Annotated in this window: 15 protein-coding genes and 1 pseudogene; 11 read left to right on the top strand and 5 right to left on the bottom strand. The window is 66.6% G+C overall.

Going from position 1 to position 18,699, the window contains the following annotated elements; translation table 11 throughout:
- The first annotated feature begins 334 nt into the window (after window positions 1-334).
- From VIR09_RS04810 to VIR09_RS04800, 3 genes are read left to right on the top strand one after another with little or no spacing between them, the layout of a single operon-like run.
- Window positions 335-1,567, top strand: a complete 1,233-nt coding sequence (locus VIR09_RS04810; RefSeq protein ID WP_332011843.1) for a lipoprotein-releasing ABC transporter permease subunit — start codon at window positions 335-337, stop codon at window positions 1,565-1,567.
- A complete protein-coding gene (locus VIR09_RS04805) occupies window positions 1,560-2,249 on the top strand; it encodes an ABC transporter ATP-binding protein (protein ID WP_332011842.1) in 690 nt (229 codons plus the stop codon). The genes VIR09_RS04810 and VIR09_RS04805 overlap by 8 nt, the downstream gene beginning before the upstream one ends.
- Before the next feature lie 39 nt (window positions 2,250-2,288).
- Window positions 2,289-3,107 carry a TatD family hydrolase gene (locus tag VIR09_RS04800; RefSeq protein WP_332011841.1) on the top strand — a complete coding sequence of 273 codons (819 nt, stop codon included), beginning with the start codon at window positions 2,289-2,291 and terminating at the stop codon, window positions 3,105-3,107.
- Window positions 3,108-3,122: 15 nt separating this feature from the next.
- Here VIR09_RS04800 and VIR09_RS04795 read toward each other — a convergent pair whose 3' ends face one another.
- Complete coding sequence (locus VIR09_RS04795; RefSeq protein WP_332011840.1) at window positions 3,123-4,514, bottom strand: sensor histidine kinase; 1,392 nt, start codon at window positions 4,512-4,514, stop codon at window positions 3,123-3,125.
- Window positions 4,514-5,227: a response regulator transcription factor gene (locus VIR09_RS04790; RefSeq protein WP_332011839.1), complete on the bottom strand. Its 714-nt coding sequence runs from the start codon at window positions 5,225-5,227 to the stop codon at window positions 4,514-4,516. Before VIR09_RS04790 ends, VIR09_RS04795 begins: the two co-directional genes overlap by 1 nt.
- A 212-nt stretch (window positions 5,228-5,439) precedes the next feature.
- On the opposite strand from VIR09_RS04790, the gene VIR09_RS04785 reads away from it, so the two are divergent.
- Genes VIR09_RS04785 through VIR09_RS04765 form a run of 5 tightly spaced genes read left to right on the top strand, consistent with a single transcriptional unit; the run spans window position 5,440 to window position 11,216 of the window.
- Complete coding sequence (locus VIR09_RS04785; RefSeq protein WP_332011838.1) at window positions 5,440-7,458, top strand: ligand-gated channel protein; 2,019 nt, start codon at window positions 5,440-5,442, stop codon at window positions 7,456-7,458.
- Between the two features lie 42 nt (window positions 7,459-7,500).
- Window positions 7,501-8,451 (top strand): siderophore ABC transporter substrate-binding protein, encoded by a 951-nt coding sequence (locus VIR09_RS04780; protein WP_332011837.1) that lies wholly within the window; start codon window positions 7,501-7,503, stop codon window positions 8,449-8,451.
- 32 nt (window positions 8,452-8,483) lie between these two features.
- The gene (locus VIR09_RS04775) at window positions 8,484-9,476 is read left to right on the top strand and encodes an ABC transporter permease (RefSeq protein WP_332011836.1); all 993 of its coding nucleotides are present in this window, start codon (window positions 8,484-8,486) and stop codon (window positions 9,474-9,476) included.
- On the top strand, window positions 9,469-10,455 hold the full coding sequence (locus VIR09_RS04770) for an iron chelate uptake ABC transporter family permease subunit (protein WP_332011835.1): 987 nt from the start codon (window positions 9,469-9,471) through the stop codon (window positions 10,453-10,455). The genes VIR09_RS04775 and VIR09_RS04770 overlap by 8 nt, the downstream gene beginning before the upstream one ends.
- Window positions 10,452-11,216 (top strand): ABC transporter ATP-binding protein, encoded by a 765-nt coding sequence (locus VIR09_RS04765; RefSeq protein ID WP_332011834.1) that lies wholly within the window; start codon window positions 10,452-10,454, stop codon window positions 11,214-11,216. The genes VIR09_RS04770 and VIR09_RS04765 overlap by 4 nt, the downstream gene beginning before the upstream one ends.
- On the opposite strand, the gene VIR09_RS04760 is transcribed toward VIR09_RS04765, so the two are convergent.
- The gene (locus VIR09_RS04760) at window positions 11,213-13,297 is read right to left on the bottom strand and encodes a 5'-nucleotidase C-terminal domain-containing protein (protein WP_332011833.1); all 2,085 of its coding nucleotides are present in this window, start codon (window positions 13,295-13,297) and stop codon (window positions 11,213-11,215) included. The two genes, VIR09_RS04765 and VIR09_RS04760, sit on opposite strands and share 4 nt — an antisense overlap.
- A gap of 287 nt (window positions 13,298-13,584) precedes the next feature.
- On the opposite strand from VIR09_RS04760, the gene VIR09_RS04755 reads away from it, so the two are divergent.
- Window positions 13,585-15,687 (top strand): TonB-dependent siderophore receptor, encoded by a 2,103-nt coding sequence (locus VIR09_RS04755; protein ID WP_332011832.1) that lies wholly within the window; start codon window positions 13,585-13,587, stop codon window positions 15,685-15,687.
- Window positions 15,688-15,710: 23 nt separating this feature from the next.
- Here the strand turns inward: VIR09_RS04755 and thiM are convergent, their stop codons facing one another.
- Window positions 15,711-16,529, bottom strand: a complete 819-nt coding sequence (gene thiM / locus VIR09_RS04750; RefSeq protein WP_332011831.1) for a hydroxyethylthiazole kinase — start codon at window positions 16,527-16,529, stop codon at window positions 15,711-15,713.
- Between the two features lie 15 nt (window positions 16,530-16,544).
- The gene (locus VIR09_RS04745) at window positions 16,545-17,276 is read right to left on the bottom strand and encodes a GntR family transcriptional regulator (protein ID WP_332011830.1); all 732 of its coding nucleotides are present in this window, start codon (window positions 17,274-17,276) and stop codon (window positions 16,545-16,547) included.
- A gap of 216 nt (window positions 17,277-17,492) precedes the next feature.
- On the opposite strand from VIR09_RS04745, the gene VIR09_RS04740 reads away from it, so the two are divergent.
- Together VIR09_RS04740 and VIR09_RS04735 are read left to right on the top strand one after the other, a co-directional pair.
- The gene (locus VIR09_RS04740) at window positions 17,493-18,362 is read left to right on the top strand and encodes a fumarylacetoacetate hydrolase family protein (protein ID WP_332011829.1); all 870 of its coding nucleotides are present in this window, start codon (window positions 17,493-17,495) and stop codon (window positions 18,360-18,362) included.
- Window positions 18,355-18,699 (top strand): annotated as a pseudogene (locus VIR09_RS04735) (ornithine cyclodeaminase family protein); the annotation flags it as partial. The gene VIR09_RS04740 and the pseudogene VIR09_RS04735, both read left to right, overlap by 8 nt.

Below are 18,699 nucleotides of genomic sequence, written 5' to 3'. Positions count from 1 at the left end.
GGGTGCGCAGCCCTGCGCGCGCCGGTCATGGGCCTGGGGCCGGGCGCTGCCGGCAAGCAGCCAGCCATGCAGCGTGGGCGCGCGTTCGGGCAACAGCTTGGCCAGTTCGGCGGCAACGGGAAGGGCGGGCAGGGCGCCCGGAATGACGATCAGCATGGGCGCGATTGTAGTCCCCGCAGGCGCCGGGAACTAAGCGGCGCCGCGGACTGCCATAGCTTGAAACGCCTGGTCTCTGAACCGCACATCCGCGGGCCGGAATCCAGGCGGTTAATGCCATAATGCGCACGTGCTGAAAATACCCTACGAACTATGGATAGGCGCCCGCTATGCCGGGCTGGCCAGAATCCGCGAGCGACGCGGCCGCCGCGATCGCTTCATCTCCTTCATCGCCGCCAGTTCGATGGCGGGCATCGCGCTGGGTGTCGCCGCCCTGATCGTGGTGCTGTCCGTGATGAACGGCTTCCAGAAGGAAGTGCGCGACCGCATGCTGTCGGTGCTGCCGCACATTGAACTCTATATTCCCGGGGCCGCGCCCGAACGGGTGTTGGAGAAATGGCAGGAGTTCGCTGCCGCCGCCGAGAAGAACTCCGCGGTCAAGGCCGGCGCCCCGTTCGTGGCGGCGCAAGGCATGCTGGTGCGCGGGCAGGCCTTGCGGGGCGTGCAGGTACGCGGCATCGATCCGCAGACCGAAGGCAATGTGTCGGACCTGCCGCGCCAGATGGTGTCGGGCAAGCTGACCGACCTGAAACCCGGCAGCTTCGGCGTGGTGCTGGGCAATGAGCTGGCCGACGGCATGGGCGTGAAGCTGGGCGATACGCTCTTGATGATGGCGCCGCAAGGCTCGATCAGCCCGGCGGGATTCACGCCGCGCATGCGCCAGTTCACCGTGGTGGGCGTGTTCTCGTCCGGCCACTACGAATACGATTCCTCGCTGGCCTTCGTCGACGACGAGGACGCCGCCCGCGTGTTCCGCGACAGCGGCACTGCCGGCGTGCGCCTGCGCGTGGCCGACATGCAGCGTGCCCCGGAAGTGGCGGCTGAACTGCAAAAGGTGCTGCCGCCCTACATGATGGCGAGCGACTGGTCGCGCAACAACCGCACCTGGTTCGCGGCCGTGAAGACCGAAAAGCGCATGATGTTCCTGATCCTGGCGCTGATCGTTGCCGTGGCTGCGTTCAACCTGCTGTCGTCCCTGGTCATGGCCGTGAAGGACAAGCAGTCCGACATCGCCATCCTGCGCACACTGGGCGCGGGGCCGCGCGAGATTGCCCGCATCTTCCTGGTGCAGGGGGCGCTGATCGGCGTCATCGGCACGCTGCTGGGCGTGGCGGGCGGCATTCTCATTGCCTACAACGTCGACGTGATCGTGCCCTTCATCGAGGGCTTGCTGGGCGTGCATTTCCTGCCGCGCGAAATCTATTTCATCAGCGCCTTGCCTTCGGATCCGCAGATGGGCGACATCGTCACCATCGGCGTGACCTCCCTGGTGCTGTCGCTGCTGGCGACCCTGTATCCCAGCTGGCGCGCCTCGCGCCTGCAACCCGCACAGGTGCTGCGCCATGACTGACATGCTGACTCCCGCGCTGCAGGCCGACAATATCGTCAAGGTTTACGACGAAGGCCCCGCGCGCATCGAAGTGTTGAGCAACGTCAGCCTGACGGTGGCGCGCGGCGAGATGGTCGCCATCGTCGGCGCCTCGGGCTCCGGCAAGAGCACGCTGCTGCATATCCTGGGCCTGCTGGACGTGCCCACCAGCGGCTCGGTATCGGTGGATGGCCAGCTCGCCGTCGGACTGTCCGAGGGCCGCAAGAGCGCGGTGCGCAACCGCAGCCTGGGCTTCGTCTACCAATTCCACCACCTGTTGCCGGAGTTTTCCGCGCTGGACAACGTGGCGATGCCCTTGATCGTGCGCCGCGAGAGCCGCGACCGCGCGCGGGAAGCCGCGCATGAAGTCCTGGGCATGGTGGGCCTGGCCGCCCGCGAAGGACATTTCCCGGGGCAGTTGTCCGGCGGCGAGCGGCAGCGCGTGGCGCTGGCGCGGGCCCTGGTCACGCGCCCCGTCTGCGTGCTGGCCGACGAGCCCACCGGCAATCTCGACCGCCACACTGCGCACAATATGTTCGAACTGTTGACGCGGGTGAACCAGGAATCCGGCACGGCGTTCGCCATCGTCACGCACGACCCGGAACTGGCCGCCCGCGCCGACCGCCAACTGCTCATGGAAAACGGCCGCCTGGTTTCGGGTTAGGGCGCGCCGGGCGATAATCCGGGCAAGGAGGTCGCGCCCATGCTGATCGATACCCATTGCCACCTGGATGCCGCCGAGTTCGACGCTGATCGCGAGCAGGTCGCTGATGACGCCTGCGAGGCGGATGTCCAATCCATTGTGATTCCCGCCGTCGAGCGCGCCAATTTTTCCGTGGTGCGCGATCTGGCCGGCAAGACCGCCGGCGGCGCCTACGCGCTGGGCATCCACCCGCTGTATGTGCAGCGCGCCAGCGATGATGACCTGGACGCGTTGCGCGCCACCGTCAAGGAATCGCTGGGCGATCCCCGCTTCGTCGCCATCGGCGAGATCGGCCTGGATTTCTTCGTTCCCGAAATAGCTTCCGGCGAACCGCGCGAACGCCAGGAACGGTTCTACGCCGCGCAACTGGCGCTGGCCGCCGAGTTCCACCTGCCGGTGCTGCTGCACGTGCGCAAATCGCAGGACATCCTCTTGAAGTACCTGCGCCGCCACCCGCGCGTGGGCGGCATCGCGCACGCCTTCAATGGCAGCGCGCAGCAGGCGCAGGCCTTCATAGAACAGGGCTTCGCGCTGGGCATGGGCGGTGCCATGACCTATGAACGCGCCTTGCAGATCCGCCGCCACGCGGTGGATGTGGATCTGGCGCACCTGGTGCTGGAAACCGATGCGCCGGATATTCCCCCGGCCTGGCTGCACCCGCCGCAGCGACGCAATGCGCCGGCGGAGCTGGTCCGCATTGCCGCCACGCTGGCGGAACTGCGCGGCATCACGCCCGCGCAGGTGGCGCATGCCACCACGGCCAATGCCATGCGGGTCTTGCCGCGGCTGCCGGCCGCGATCCTGGCTGATGCCGACTGACCTGGCTGACCCGGCTCAGCCGGCCAGGCGCGGCAGTTCCAGCCGCACGCTCAGCCCTTGCGGCGACGTGTTGCGGGCCGACATCCTGCCCTTGTGCGCGGCCACTGCGGCCTGGGCGATGGACAGCCCCAGCCCGGCGCCGCTGCCGGCCTTGCGCGCGCCGGAGGCGGTGCGATAGAAGGGCTCAAACAAGGCTTCCAGCTCCTCGCTTGCCACGCCCGGCCCGCAGTCTTCGATCTCCAGGCAGGCCTCGTGCGCGTTCGACAGCAGCCGCACCCGGATCGCGCTGTGCGGGGGCGCGAAGCGCAGGGCGTTGCGCAGCACATTCTCGATGGCGCTGGCCAGGCTGCAGCGGTCGCCGATGAGGGGCACCGGAGCGCGCTGGTCCCACTCTATGCGGATCTGCCGGCCGCCGGCCTCGTAACGCGCATCCTCGACCACGTCCGAAACGACTTCGGCCAGGTCCAGGGTTTCCGTGGGTACGGGCAGGGCGCCCAGGCGCGCCAGCCTCAAGGTGTTGCCGACCAACGCGTCCAGGCGTTCGCATTCCAGTTCGATGCGGTCCAGCTGCAGGTCCTGGCGCTCGTCCTTGCGCCGCGCCAGTTCGGCCGCCAGCCGCAGCCGCGCGAGCGGCGAGCGCAGCTCGTGCGCGATGTTGTGCAGCAGCCGTTCGCGCGTGTCGACCAGGGCTTTCAGGCGGTCGGCCATGGCGTCGAAGTCGCGCGCCAGCAGGCCCAGTTCGTCCTTGCGGCGAGCCAGCTTGGCGGGCGTATGCGCGTCCAGCTGTCCGGCGGACAAGGCGTGCGTGGTCTGGCGCAACTGCGCCAAGGGCGCGGTTACGTGGCGGCTCAAGGCCCAGCAGAAGGGCGCGGTCACGGCCAGCGCGAACAGCACCAGCGCCAGGGCGACGGGCGACAAAGCCAGCACTTCCCAATGCGAAGAATCGAACGGCAGGAACAGCATCAGCAGCACCGAGCCATCGGCCAGCACCAGCTTTTGCGGTTCCCACCAGGAGACGCGTTCGCCGGAAGGGTCGGCGGGCAGGTAGTCCGCCTTCGGCGAGCGATCGGGACCGGCCCGGAAGTCGCTCAGCCAGTCTTCCATGCGGGCGGGTAGCCGCCGGCCCAGGATGTCGGCGTCCTGGATGTCCATGACGTAGATCTTCAGGGCCGAGTAGCGCTGGTCCATGGCCTGGACCCAGCGCTTCAGGCCGTCAGCGCCTTCGCTGCGGGCGATCTGCGCCGCATCGCGCGTGAGGTTGCCGGGATTCAGGCCGTCCAGGGAGTTGAAGCGGTACCAGGCGACGGCGGCCGTCAGCACCATGCCGCTCACCAGGATGACGGCCATCGCGCCCCAGAAGGTCAGGAAAGCGCGCCAGAACAGCGAGCGGGCGGGCAGCCAGGCCATCAGTCCGCGCTCGCCAGCACGTAGCCCAGGCCGCGCAGGTTGCGGATGGCCAGCGTTTCGGGGCCGCTGTCGCTGCGCAGTTTCTTGCGCAGCGAGCTGATGTGGGTATCGATGCTGCGGTCGTAGCGGTCCGGCTTGCGGCCCAGCGCGTACAGGCCGATCTGGTCGCGCCCGACCACCTGGCCCGGCGTGCGCAGGAGGATTTCCAGGATGCGCTGCTCGGCGCCGGTCAGCGCGATTTCGCTGTCGCCCACCCGCAACAGGCCGGTGGCCGGGTCCAGCGACACCGCGCCCAGCGCCAGGGCGGGCCGGACGGCGTCGGGCACTTCTTCGAAGCGGCGCAGCACCGCGGTGATGCGGGCCTTGAGCTCGCGCGGGCTGAAGGGTTTGGCCAGGTAATCGTCGGCGCCGAATTCCAGGCCCAGCACGCGGTCCGTCTCGCCGCCGTGGGCGGTGAACATGATGACGGGCCGGCGCGAGCGCTGGCGGTACTGCTTCAGCAGATCCAGCCCGTTGCCGTCGGGCAGCATCAGGTCCAGCAGCACCAGGTCGTAGTCGTCTTGCGCCAGCAGGGCCAGGCCCTGCGCGCCGCTATGCGCCAGGGCGAGCTGGCAATGGCCGGGTTCCAGGTATTCGCGCAGCATCTGCGCGAGCTCGACATCGTCGTCAATCAGCAGGATGCGGCGAGTCGCCGGAGCGTGGGAAAAAGGCATGCGTATCGTCGGTTCTGCATCCGGCAGTTTGGCTTATGGCCGCGGGCCGGAGTGTCAAGAAGTTCAAAGAAGATAAAAGTTGCGGAAAGCGTGTTGCTGGCTCCCGGCAGGTCCAATTCTAATATGAGAATGGTTTTCATTAATAAATACGGGGCAGGACGGACGCCGCACGCGGGGTGCGGCGCGGGCCTGGGACGGGAGAAATTGGAATCATGAGCAGCAAACAAATGGTCGCCGGCCGGCGCGGTCCGGGTTCGCGCACGCAACTGGCGGCAGCCCTGTGCGCCGCGGGTTTCGGCGTGGCCCAGCCGGTGTGGGCGCAAAGCGCGGACAGCGCCAAGACGCTGGATACCGTGGTGGTGACAGCCTCGGGCTATGAACAGCAGATCCAGGACGCGCCGGCGTCGATCAGCGTGATCACCCGCGAGGACCTGGACAAGAAGTTTTACCGCGACATCAATGATGCGCTGGTGGACGTGCCGGGCGTGATCGTCACCGGCGGCGGCGATCGCCAGGACATCAGCCTGCGCGGCATGGGACCCAAATACACGCTGATCCTGATCGACGGCAAGCGCCAGAATTCGCGCGAAACCCGCACCAACTCGGATTCCTCGGGCGTCGAAGGCGGCTGGACGCCGCCGCTTTCCGCCATCGAGCGCATCGAAGTGGTGCGCGGCCCCATGTCTTCGCTGTACGGCTCGGACGCCATGGGCGGGGTGATCAACATCATCACGCGCAAGGTGCCTTCGGAGTGGGGCGGCGAGATCCGCCTGGACACGACGATCCAGGAAAGCAACAAGTCGGGCGACATCTACCAGGGCAACTTCTATCTGTCCGGCCCGATCAAGACCGACCTGTTGGGCCTGCAGATCTACGGCCAGGCGACGCAGCGCGACGAGGACAATATCGTCGATGGCTTCCGCAAGCGCAATTCCGAAAGCGTCACGGCCAAGCTTGCCTTGACCCCCAACCGCGACCACGACATCGTGCTGGAAGCGACCACCATGCGCCAGAAGCTGCACGAAACGCTGGGCAAGACGGTCGCGCCGCTGCCGCCCGGCCAGGCTTGCGGGCGCAATGGTTGCCCGGCCTCGTCCGAGACCGACTACCGCAGCAACAAGTGGGCGCTGTCGCACACTGGGCGCTGGGGCTGGGGTGTGTCGGACAGCTACGTGCAGCAGGAAGAGTTCGACAACCGCTCGCGCCAGATGAAGATCAAGAACCTGGACCTCCAGACGAGCTGGACGCTGCCCCTGGGTTCGCACATGCTGACCCTGGGCGGCAGCTACCTGAGCCAGCGCCTGAACGACCAGACCGGCAACCAGCTGGCCAACGGCCCCAGCAAGGTGGACCGCTACCAGTGGGCCTTGTTCGCCGAGGACGAATGGCGCCTGACCGAGAGCTTCGCCGTCACTACCGGCCTGCGCATGGACGAGGACGAGAACTTCGGCACGCACTTCAGCCCGCGCCTGTACGGCGTCTGGCACATGGCCGACCGCTGGACCCTGAAGGGCGGCGTCTCCACGGGGTTCCGCGCGCCCGATCTGCGCCAGACGGTGGCAGGCTGGGGCCAGGTCAGCCGCGGCGGCAATATGTACGGCAACCCGGACCTGACGCCCGAGAAGTCGGTGACCGAGGAAATCGGCATCCTGTATGACGACGGCGAAGGCTTCAACGCCGGCCTGACCGTCTTCAACAACGACTTCAAGGACAAGATCACCCGCGTGGCATGCCCGGCGAGCCAGTGCACGGACGGGCCGAACCAGTTCGGCTCGGACCCGACCACCTACATGAACGTGGACAAGGCCAATTCCCGCGGCGTGGAAGCCAACCTGAAGCTGCCGCTGTCGCGCGATTGGTCCCTGACCAGCAGCTATACCTTCACCAAGTCGGAGCAGAAGTCCGGCCAGTACCAGGGCCAGCCGCTGAACCAGCTGCCCAAGCACCTGTTCACCACCACGGTGAATTGGCAGGCCTCGGATGCGCTGCAGGCATGGGCGCGCGTGAATTACCGCGGCAAGGAAAGCCAGCCCATCACCGGCCCGTCGTCCTCGTCGGTGGTGGCGCCTTCCTACACCTTCGTGGACTTGGGCGGCTCGTACCAGGTGAACAAGACCGTGGCGGTGTACGCCGGCATCTACAACCTGTTCGACAAGCAGATCACGTATGACGACTTCGGCTACGTCGAGGACGGCCGCCGCTACTGGCTGGGCGTGGGCGTGAAGTTCTGAGTTTGAAAGGGCGCCTGGCGCCCGCAACATGAAGAGGTACGCATGAAGAAGCAAACGCAAGCAAGCCGCGCCCGGCGTTGGGCGGTCCGGGCCGGGGCCGCGCTGGTCCTCGGCGCCGCCACGGCAGTCTGCGCGGCGCAGGCGACGGTGCCGGTGAAGCACGCGCGCGGTGAAACCGCCGTGCCGGCCAATCCGGCGAAGACGGTGGTGATGGACCTGGCCGTGCTGGACATGCTGCATGCGCTGGGCGTGGAGGTGGCGGGCGTGCCGACGGTCGCCAAGTGGCCGCCGCAGCTGAGCCAGTATGCCGATCAGCGCTACCTGAAGGTGGGTTCGATGTTCGAGCCCAACTACGAGGTGATCCACGCCGCCGCGCCGCAGCTCATCTTCGTGGCGGGCCGCTCCGCGCCCAAGTACGACGAGCTGGCCAAGCTGGCGCCCACCGTGGACCTGACGGTGAACGCCAAGGATCTGGTGGGCAGCGTCACGCGCAACACCGAAACGCTGGCCGCCATCTACGGCAAGCAGGATGCCGCCAAGGCCAAGCTCGACGCCTTGCGCGCTTCCATTGCGGATTTGAACAACAAGGCGGCCAGCGCCGGCACCGCGCTGATCGTGCTGACCACCGGCGGCAAGATGAGCGCCTACGGTCCCGGTTCGCGCTTTGGCGTGATCCACGACGCGTTCGGTATCAAGCCGGCGACGACGGGGCTGAGCGTGTCGAACCACGGCCAGGCGATCTCCTTCGAGTACATCGCCCAGACCGACCCTGACTGGCTGTTCGTGATTGATCGCGATGCCGCCATCGGCCGCGAAGGCGTGTCGGCCCAGCGCATGCTGGACAACGAGCTGGTGCGTCCGACCAAGGCCTGGAAGAACAAGCGCGTGGTCTATCTGAACGGCTACAACTGGTATCTGCTGGGCAGCGCGGGCCTGACCGCCATGCAGCAGAACGTGGACGAGATCGCGGGCGCGCTGGCGGCGGGAAAGTAAAGTCTTATGTCTGAGCGGCGGGAGCATTGCGGGTGAGCTGGCGGCAGTCGATAGACGGTTGGGGCGGTTTGGCGACGGCGGTCGCCTTGCTGCTGGCCCTGTGCGCGGCCAGCATCAGCCTGGGCGCGGGCCAGCTCAGCCTGGCTGCGCTGTGGGGCGGCGGCGAGGACGCGGAGCGGGCCTGGCGCCTGCTGATGGTCAGCCGGATACCGCGCACGCTGGCCTTGCTGCTGGCCGGGATGTCGCTGGCGGTGGCGGGGCTGATCATGCAGATGCTGGTGCGCAACCGCTACGTGGAGCCCACGACGGCGGGAACCGTGGAGTCCGCCACCCTGGGCATACTGGTCGTCACCTTGCTGGCGCCGGACACGCCCGTGATCGGCAAGATGCTGACAGCCACCGGCTTTGCGCTGGCCGGCACCTTGCTGTTCCTGGCCTTGCTCAAGCGCGTGCCGCTGCGCACGCCCTTCATCGTGCCCTTGATCGGCTTGATCCTGGGCGGCGTGATCCACGCCGCCACTACCTTCGTCGCCTATCGCTACGATCTGCTGCAGTCGCTGCATGCCTGGACCACGGGCGATTTTTCAGGGGTGCTGCGGGGGCGCTATGAACTGCTGTGGATAGGCTTCGGCCTGGCCTGTGCGGCTTACGCGGCAGCCGACCGCTACACGGTGGCGGGCATGGGCCGCGAGTTCGCCGCCAACCTCGGCCTGAACCATGCGCGGTTGACGCTGGCGGGACTGCTGATCGTGTCCGCGATTTCGGCGGTGGTGGTGGTGACGGCCGGCAGCATTCCCTTCCTGGGCCTGATCGTGCCCAATGCCGTCAGCCTGGTGCTGGGCGACAACATGCGCCGCTCCATCCCCTGGGTAGCGGTGCTGGGCGGCGTTTTCGTGCTGGCCTGCGACGTCATCGGACGCCTGGTGATCCACCCTTACGAGATTCCCATCGGCACCGTGGTCGGCGTGCTGGGCAGCATCCTGTTCCTGTGGCTGCTGCGCACGCGGAGGAACCGCTTTGGCTGAACTGGCAATCTCCGTGCCGGCGCCGGTCCGGGCGCCGCAGGCCTGGCGCCTGTGGCTGCTGGGCGCGGCCGCCTTGGCCTGCGCCGCCGCATTCATGACGCTGGGCGCCAATGGCCAGTGGTCCTTCGTGATTCCGTTTCGCGGCGCCAAGCTGGCGGCGATGCTGCTGGTGGCCTATGCCGTGGCGGTGTCGTCGGTGCTGTTCCAGACGATCACCCACAACCGCATCCTGACGCCGGCCATCATGGGCTTCGACGCCCTGTACCTGTTGATCCAGGCGGTGGTGGTGTTTGGCTTTGGCCAGGCGGCCACCGCCGCCAGCCATCCGGTCGCCGCGTTCCTGCTGGAGGTCGGCGCCATGACGGCGTTTGCCTGCCTGCTGTTCCGCTGGCTGTTCTCCGACGCGGTGCGCAGCCTGCATCTGATGATGCTGGTGGGCATCATTTTCGGCTTGTTGTTCCGCAGCCTGTCCAATTTCGTGGTGCGGCTGATAGATCCCAACGAGTTCCTGGTGCTGCAGGACCGCATGTTCGCCAGTTTCAACACCGTGCGCGTGGGATTGCTGCCGATTGCGCTGGCCGCGGTGTGCGCCGCGTCCCTGCTGGTATGGCGCATGCGGCGCCGCTACGACGTGCTGGCGCTGGGCCGCGACATCGCGGTGAACCTGGGCGTGGACTATCGCCGCACGCTGATGCTGACGCTGGCCGCCATCGCGGTGCTGGTGTCGGTGTCCACGGCGCTGGTCGGCCCGGTGACCTTCTTCGGCCTGCTGGTCAGCAACCTGGCCTATCAGGCCATGGGTTCCGACCGGCACCGCCACACCGTTCCGGCGGCCGTGTTGTTGAGCGTGATCTTCCTGGTCGGCGGCCAGACATTGCTCGAACGGGTGCTGGGCCTGAACACCACCGTCAGCGTGGTGATCGAATTCCTGGGCGGCCTGATGTTCCTCGTCCTGATCTTGCGCAGGGGGCGCCGATGATAGAGATCCAGCAAGTCAGCAAGCAGTACGGCGACAGCGTGGTGGTCGACGAGGTCAGCCTGTCGCTGCCCGCGGGCGGCGTCACGGCCATCATCGGCCCCAATGGCGCGGGCAAATCCACGCTGCTGTCCATGGTCAGCCGCCTGCTGCCGATGTCCGCAGGGCGGGTGTTGGTGGAAGGCCTGGACGTGACCCGGGCGGACAGCCGCGAGCTGGCGCGCCGTCTGGCCATCCTGCGCCAGGACAATCACCTGCCGCTGCGGCTGACGGCCAGAGACCTGGTCGCGTTCGGCCGCTATCCGCATACGGGCGGCCGGCTGACGCTTGAAGACAAGGACCACATCGATCGCGCCATCGCCTACCTGAACCTGGAGCCGCTGGCCGACCGCTACCTGGACGAAATGTCGGGCGGACAGCGCCAGCGCGCCTTCGTGGCGATGGTGCTGTGCCAGGACACGCGCTACGTGCTGCTGGACGAGCCCTTGAACAGCCTGGACATGAAGCACGCCGTCGCCATGATGGGCACCCTGCGCCGCGCGGCCGACGAACTCGGCAAGACCGTGGTGCTGGTGCTGCACGATATCAATTTCGCGTCTACTTACGCGGACCGCATCGTGGCGATGCGGGCAGGGCGCATCGCGCGCCAGGGCACTCCGGCCGAACTGGTCCGGCCGGAGGTCCTGAGCGAACTGTACGAGCTGCCGATCGAGGTGCACGAGATCGGCGGCCGGCGCATCTGCGTCTACTACCGCCAGCCTTAGCGGCTGAGATCCACCGCGTAACGCGACAACTGGGTCACCGGATCAGGCGTGGCGTCATGCACGGTGACGTTGTCCACGCCATGCGCCGCGGCCATGGCCAGCGTGCCCGGCACCGACGAGAACACCACCGGTCCAGCCAACGCGCCCACCCGCGCGAAGCGCCAGCTGCGGTCCAGGCCATAGGTCGCCAGGTCCAGGTCCGGATGCTTTTTGATGTAGCTGATCAACACGTCGCGGCTGGCGTCCGGCGCTTGCAGCACGATGTCGCCCTTGCCACCGACCAGACCGGGGAAGTCGCCGCCGCCGCTGGCGCGGTAGTTGTTGGTGACCACCAGGAATTGCGCGGCTGGATCCAGCGGCGCACCCTGGTATGTCAGCTTCGTGATGCGCGAGCCCTTGGGCTTGGTCACGTCGATTTCATACTGCAGGGTGTTGCCGGCGGCGTAGAGTACGTCGAAGTTGAAGGTCGGGAAGCTCGTGTCGATCAGATCCTGCGGTGCGACCTGGCCCGGGTCGATCTGGCGGAACTGTTCGGCCGTTTTCTCCAGCCATTGCTGCACGATGTCGCCGCTGATCCGCACCACTTGCAGGGTGTTCGGATACAGGTACAGATCGGCGGCGTTGTTGATGGCGATGTTGCCCTGCTTCACGTAGGTGAAGTCGCCCGGGCCGTTGCGTCCGCCCTTGAAGGGCGCGGCGGCGGACAGGATGGGCAGCGCGCCGTATGACGGCTTGTTCTTGGCGATGTAGTCCGTCAGATAGTCGATCTGCGCCATGTTCACGATCTGCAGCGCCGACACGTCGCCCGTCAGCGCGTAATAGGTCGCCATGTCGAAGCGGCTCTGGCCGATGGGCGTCTTGACGTAGGCGATGGTGGCCGCGTGTTCCGCCTGCACCAGCTGCTGCGTGGCGGCATCGGGCTCGACGTAGGTCGCGGGCGTGGCGCCGCTCTGCGCGGTCAGGCGCGTGGAGATGCGCTGCACGCGCGTGGCGTCCTTCTGCACCTGCCAGCCCTTGTCATACGCAAGCTTGAGCGTGATCTGCCCCAAGTTATTGCCCCACTGGCCAGCCTGCACCGCCGGCACGCCGTTGATCAGGCCTTTCTCCAGGTCTATGCCGGGCTGGCCCGCAAATTGCGATTTGGCGTTGGTGTCGGGGAACAGCAGGTGTTGGTGGCCGGTGATCAAGGCGTCGATGCCGGGGACCTGGCTCAGGTAGCCGGCGCCGTTCTCCATGGCGGGACTGTAGGCGGTGACCATGTCGATGCCGCCGTGCGCCAGCGCCACCACCAGGTCGGCGCCGGCCGCCCGCATTTCCGGCACGTAGCGCTGCGCCGACTCCTTCCAGCCAGCGACTTCGACGTGGCCTTCCAGATTGGCCTTGTCCCATTGCAGGATGGGCGGGGGCGCAAAGCCGATCACGCCCACTTTCAGTGCGACGTCGATCTGCTTGCCGTTGGGATCGGTGGCCTTGAAGGTCTTGTCCAGTACGACCCAGGGCTTGAAGATGGGCTGCTTGTTCGCAGCCGACACCACGTTGGCGGAAACGAAAGGGAAGCCCGGCGCCGCGCAATCCTTGGCGCCAGCCGGGTTGGTCTGCGCTGTACCCTTGCCGATGCCAGCCAGTCCGAAGTTCGCATTCGTGACCTGCGACAGGAAGGGCAGGCCATAGTTGAACTCGTGGTTGCCCAGCGTGGCGGCGTCATAGGCCAGCAGCTTCATCTGCTTGTAGATCGCCAGCATGTCGCTGCATTGCACCGGCGCCACCAGCGCCTGGTAGTCGGACAGGGCCGTGCCCTGGATCGTGTCGCCGTTGTCGAACAGCAGGGTGTTGGCGTTCTGCTTGCGGGCATTGGCGATCAGCGTGGCCGTGCGGTCCACGCCGTAACTCTTGTCTTCGGCCAGCTTGTAATAGTCGTAACCCAGCACGTTGGCGTGCAGGTCGGTGGTGCCCAGGATGGCCACGTCCAGCGTGGAGCCCTGGGGGACGCTGGCCTGCGGCGGCGTCTCGGGCGCGTCATCGTCGTCGTTATCGCCGCCGCAAGCGGCCAGACCCGCCAGCAGTGCGGCGCTGGCGGACATTGCAAGGATCTTTCCCAGATTCGGCTTCACCATCTTTCCTCCGCGTTTGAAGGAAAGGAATTTTGGGGACAGCATGTGACCCGTCCATGACATGGGCCGTGGCAGGCGCGGCCAGGGTTCGCGCACGGGTTGCATACACCCACTGACAGGAAACTGAATTGGACGGCTGTCTCATTTATCGTGGCCCGCGGGCAACGAAATGATAAAACGATTGCGACCGATTCTTATTAACAGGAAAATCGCCGATCGTTCCATTTCAAACTACTTTAGAAAGACGCAGCACGGCCATGCACGCCCCTCGTTCGATATCCGCAGCATTGCTTGCCCTGGCGCCCCTGGCCAGCCCGGCTCCCGCGCAAGCCCAGACCAGCACTCCGACCTTGCCCGCCGTGAGCGTGTACGGCAAGGACGAAGCCGCGCAAAGCTACAACCCGCCTGACTCGTCCAGCGCCACCAAGATCGACGTGCCCTTGCGCGATATTCCGCAGACCGTCAACGTGGTGCCCGCGGAGGTCATGCGCGATCAGCACGCCAATTCGATGCAGGACGCATTGAAGAACGTGCCGGGCGTGAGCTTCTCCACAGGCGACGGGCAGCGCGACCAGGTGTCGATCCGGGGCTTTACCGCCATCGCCGACCAGTTCGTCGACGGCTTCCGCGACGATGCGCTGTACTTCCGCGACCTGTCCAACGTCGAACGCATCGACGTCATCAAGGGGCCGGCGGCGGTGCTGTACGGCCGGGGATCATCGGGCGGCCTGATCAACCGCATCACCAAGAAGCCTGGCGAGGACATCACGCAACTGGGCCTGAGCTACGGCTCCTGGAATGACCGGCGCCTGGATCTGGACCTGGGCCGCTCGACGGAAAGCGGCAGCATGGCATGGCGCCTGACCGGCGCGGTGGAGAAGGGCGACAGCTACCGCGACAAGCAGTTCCTGGACCGCAAGGCGATAGCGCCTTCCGCACAGTTCCGCCTGGGCGAGGATACGACGCTGCTGCTGCAGACCGAATTCCTCGAAGACCGCCGCGTCACGGACTTCGGTATCCCCGCCTATCACGGCCGGCCGGTGGACGTGGATCCTTCCACCTACTACGGCGCCGAAAACGCGCGCGACGCGGACTACTCGCAGGCGCGGGTGCAGTCCTATGCCGCCACGCTGAACCACCGTTTCAATCAGAACTGGTCGCTGCGCAACGCCACGCGCTACTACCACTACACGCTGGACCGCAACAACACCTTGCCCGGCACGGTGAACGAGGCCGCGCGGACCGTGACCCTGAATCGTTCCAACGTGCTGCGCGAAGAGCACGGCTGGACCAACCAGACCGAACTGACGCAGCGCGCGCAGTGGGGCGCGGTGCGGCACGAGATCCTGTACGGCGTGGAGGTCGGCCAGCAGAACAAGGACCTGGTGAACTACTCGGCCAACAACGTGGCCACTGTCGACCTGTTCGATCCGGTGCTACCCACGCTGCCCTTGCAGATTGGTGGCCGTCCCGGCACCAATAACCTGGGCCGTTTCAACACTCTGGGCTTGTACGTGCAGGACATGGTGTCGCTGGGCGAACACTGGAAGGTATTGGGCGGCGTGCGCCACGACCGCTTCGAACAGAAGACCGAAGACCGCCGCAACGGCACCAACCTGGCCCGCACCGATTCCAACTGGAGCCCGCGCCTGGGCCTGGTGTTCCAGCCCGACGCGGTGCAGTCGTACTACATTTCGTGGAGCCAGTCGTACCAGCCTTCCGGCGAAGCGTTCTCGCTGGCTGCGAACAACGCCGATCTGGCGCCCGAGAAAACCACCAACTACGAAATCGGCGCCAAGTACGACTTCCTCGACGGCAAGCTGTCGACCACGGTGTCCGTCTTCCGCCTGGAGCGCACCGACATCAAGGTCAACAATCCCGTCACCAACACGCTGGTGCCGGTCGGCACGCAGCGCACGGACGGCGCGGAATGGACCTTGTCGGGCGATCTGAGCAATGGCTGGCGCGCGATGCTGGGCTATGCCTACCTGGATGCCCGCATCACTGAATCCATTGCCCGGGACGGCGGCAAGAACGTGGAAGGCAAACGCGCGACGCTGACGCCGCGCCACGCCGGCAATGTCTGGGTCACCAAGGACCTGGGAGAGGGCTTTGGCGTGGGCGCCGGCCTGAACCTGGTTGGCGCGCGCTTCGCCAATCCGGGCAACACCGTCAGGCTGCCGGGCTACGTGACGGCCGACGCCGCGGCGTGGTGGCGCAAGGGGCCGTACTCGGTGCAGTTGAACGTGTACAACTTGTTCGACGCCGGCTATATCGTGTCGGCCCATGGCAGCAGCCCCAACCTGAACATGCCGGGCGCGCCGCGCAATGCGATGCTGAGCCTGCAGTACCGCATGTAGGGTGCAGGGGCTGTCGGCGGACCCTAGCGCAGCGGTGATTCCCGGGTAAGGCTGTCGGCCTCCAAAGCTGCCAGCGCATCCAGGAAGCGCCACGCAAAAGATCCGGGTCCTGGCGCCAATTCACCGGCGCGCTGGCCCGCGATGGCGAAACACGACAAGGCGGCAACAGCCGCCGAGTACGGATCCTCCCTGGACACTGCCGCGCAAGCGCCGACCAGCGCCGTCAGCGCGCAGCCGGTGGCCGTGACGCGTGGCATCAGGGGCGAGCCGCCCGTGATGCGCACGGCGCGCGTTCCATCCGTGACGTAGTCGATTTCGCCGGTGACAGCCACCACCGTGCCTCGGCTTGCGGCCAGCGCGTGCGCCGATGCTTCCGCCTGCGCGACCGCATCGCCCGCATCCACGCCCTTGCCCGCGCTTTGTCCGCCGGCCAGCGCAATGATCTCCGAGGCATTGCCGCGGATGATGGCGGGCCGCAGGTCCAGCAGGCGCCGCACCGCATCGCGGCGGAAGGCGGTGGCATGGTGGGCCACCGGATCCAGCACCCAGGGAATGCCGGTCTCGTTGGCCGACGCGGCGGTCAGCAGCATGCTGTCCAGCCAGGGCGAGGACAGGGTGCCGATATTGATCACGACCGCGCCGCAGAGGCGCGCGAACTCGGGCGCTTCTTCCTGGGCATGCACCATGGCGGGCGACGCGCCCATGGCCAGCAGCACGTTGGCCGCGGTGTTCATGGATACGAAATTGGTCAGGCACTGCACCAGCGGCGCATCGCGGCGCAGGGCTGTGATCAGGTCGCGCGAGACCTGCGCCTGGGCGGAAAGGTCGGGGATGAGTTGCATGCAGTGGGGTCCTGTTTAAGCGCTGACGTCCGATAGCCCGGGCTGCGCGGGCAGGGCGCCGCGCAGCGATTCCAGCAGCACGCGCTTGTTTTCACGGCTGCGGTAGGCGTGTTCGCGCATCAGGTTTTCGGCGCGCACGGCCTCGCGGCGTGTAATGGCGCGCAGCAGGTCTTCGTGGTCCGCCTGCGCGCGCAGCACGAACGGCGTTTCCAGCAGCGACGGTGTGGACGGCAGGGTCAGCGCGGCCGGGCCGGCCAGGGGCGTCTTGTTGTTGTGTTCCAGCGCCGACAAGAGCGCGCGATTGCCCGCGGCCTCGCACAGGATTTCGTGGAAGCGGCGGTTGATCTGCCCCCAGGCGCGCGCGTCCACGGTGGTGTTGGGATCGCGGCGGGCCGGCGCCAGCAGGGCGCGTCCTTCGTCCACCGCCTGCGACAGCCGGTCCAGCACGTCCTGCGAGGCGCCGCGCTCGGCCAGCAGGCGGGCCGCCATGCCTTCGAGTACGCCGCGTACGTCCACCGCATCGCCGATCTCGTCCACGGTGAAGGCCCGCACGCGGAAGCCGCGCGAAGGCAGCCGTTCCAACAGACCCTCTTTCTCCAGCTCGGTCAGCGCGATGCGCAACGGGGTGCGTGACACGCCCAGACGCGCTGAAAACTGCAATTCGACCACGCGTTCCCCGGGCTGCAGGGCGCCCGAAAGCACCATGTCCCGGAGTTCCGAAATGACTTTATCGATTTGTGCGGCCATAGAGAGATGTGGGCGGGTCCCGGTCTTTGAAGGCTTTCAGTGTACCGTCAAAATTGCATGCAATAGTCAATAAAAAATCTGAATCCGCCTTGCGATTTATCAAAATTGCATGCAATAATTCAGAAAAACAGCAATTCAAGTGCGGATAAGGCAAGAAATGCATGCAAAGAAATCCATCAATGCATGCCATGGGCCACCGCAAGCACAGGAGACAACATGAAGCTCATCAGCTTCGTTCAGGCAGGCCGCAGCGCCTGGGGCGTGTTGCGCGGCACCGAGGTCGTGGTGCTGACGCATGTCTGGCCCGACACGGTCGCGGCGCTGGAGGCCGGGGTGGAGCAGATCGCGCGCGCCGCCGAGACGTCGGGCCAGGCCGGTCTGCCCTTGGCCGGACTGCGTCTGCTGCCGCCAGTCGTGGCGCCGCGCAAGATCCTCTGCGTAGGACTGAACTACGGCCGCCATGTGGCCGAGGCCGGGCGCGAGCTGCCTGCGCATCCCTCGCTGTTCGCGCGCTTTGCGGACAGCTTTGTCGGTCATCGCCACCCCGTGTGGAAACCGCAAGCTTCTGACCGGTTCGATTACGAGGCCGAACTGGCCGTGGTGATCGGCCGGGGCGGCCGCCATATCGCTGCCCAGGACGCCCTGGCGCACGTGGCCGGCTACACCTGCATGGCCGAGAACTCCGTACGCGATTTCCAGAAGCACAACGCGCAGGTGACGCCGGGCAAGAATTTCGAGCGCAGCGGCGCGCTCGGCCCCTGTCTGGTCACCGCCGACGAGATCGGCGATCCGGCGTGCCTGGAAGTCATTTCCCGCCTGAACGGCGAGGTCATGCAGCACGGGCAGGTGTCCGACCTGATCTTCCCGATTCCCGAACTGATCGCCTACATCAGCAGCTTCACTCGGCTGTCGCCCGGTGACGTGATCGCCACCGGCACGCCCGAAGGCGTCGGCTCCAGCCGCAAGCCGCCGCGCTTCATGAAGGCCGGCGACACGCTGGAAGTCGAAATTCCCGGCATCGGGACACTGGTCAACACGGTGGCGGACGAGCCTGCCGCCGACGAACAAGGAGACGCGCATGACTGATGCGCTGCGGTACCTGACGGAACGGGACGTGGTCTCGGTGCTGGACATTCCCAAGGCGATCGAAGCCTTGCACGCCATGTTGGTCGCGCAAGGGCGCGAGCAGGCCCGCAACCTGCCCAAGGCGCTGGCGACCTGGGGCGACGGCAGTTCGATGCATGCATTGGGTTCGGTGCAGACTGGCGCCGGCGGCTATGCGGGATTCAAGACCTGGGTCCATACCAAGAGCGGCGGCGGCTCGCTGTTCAGCCTGTTCGACGCCGAGTCGGGCTTTCTGCGCGCCGTGATCGAGGCGCGCGCGCTCGGCATGCTGCGCACGGCCGCGATCAGCGGGGTCGCC

Origin of the sequence: Achromobacter sp., from assembly GCF_036567245.1 — a bacterium.
Lineage (GTDB): Bacteria > Pseudomonadota > Gammaproteobacteria > Burkholderiales > Burkholderiaceae_B > Achromobacter.
The sequence above is the reverse complement of the archived record's forward strand: the minus strand, read 5'-3'. Positions and strand labels throughout refer to the sequence as shown.

Bases quoted from the DNA above. Each gene is read 5' to 3' on its own strand.
- VIR09_RS04805 (WP_332011842.1), top strand. From the start codon at position 1,560: ATGACTGACATGCTGACTCCCGCGCTGCAGGCCGACAATATCGTCAAG.
- VIR09_RS04800 (WP_332011841.1), top strand. From the start codon at position 2,289: ATGCTGATCGATACCCATTGCCACCTGGATGCCGCCGAGTTCGACGCT.
- VIR09_RS04795 (WP_332011840.1), bottom strand. From the start codon at position 4,514: ATGGCCTGGCTGCCCGCCCGCTCGCTGTTCTGGCGCGCTTTCCTGACC.
- VIR09_RS04790 (WP_332011839.1), bottom strand. From the start codon at position 5,227: ATGCCTTTTTCCCACGCTCCGGCGACTCGCCGCATCCTGCTGATTGAC.
- VIR09_RS04785 (WP_332011838.1), top strand. From the start codon at position 5,440: ATGAGCAGCAAACAAATGGTCGCCGGCCGGCGCGGTCCGGGTTCGCGC.
- VIR09_RS04780 (WP_332011837.1), top strand. From the start codon at position 7,501: ATGAAGAAGCAAACGCAAGCAAGCCGCGCCCGGCGTTGGGCGGTCCGG.
- VIR09_RS04765 (WP_332011834.1), top strand. From the start codon at position 10,452: ATGATAGAGATCCAGCAAGTCAGCAAGCAGTACGGCGACAGCGTGGTG.
- VIR09_RS04760 (WP_332011833.1), bottom strand. From the start codon at position 13,297: ATGTCCGCCAGCGCCGCACTGCTGGCGGGTCTGGCCGCTTGCGGCGGC.
- VIR09_RS04755 (WP_332011832.1), top strand. From the start codon at position 13,585: ATGCACGCCCCTCGTTCGATATCCGCAGCATTGCTTGCCCTGGCGCCC.
- thiM (WP_332011831.1), bottom strand. From the start codon at position 16,529: ATGCAACTCATCCCCGACCTTTCCGCCCAGGCGCAGGTCTCGCGCGAC.
- VIR09_RS04745 (WP_332011830.1), bottom strand. From the start codon at position 17,276: ATGGCCGCACAAATCGATAAAGTCATTTCGGAACTCCGGGACATGGTG.
- VIR09_RS04740 (WP_332011829.1), top strand. From the start codon at position 17,493: ATGAAGCTCATCAGCTTCGTTCAGGCAGGCCGCAGCGCCTGGGGCGTG.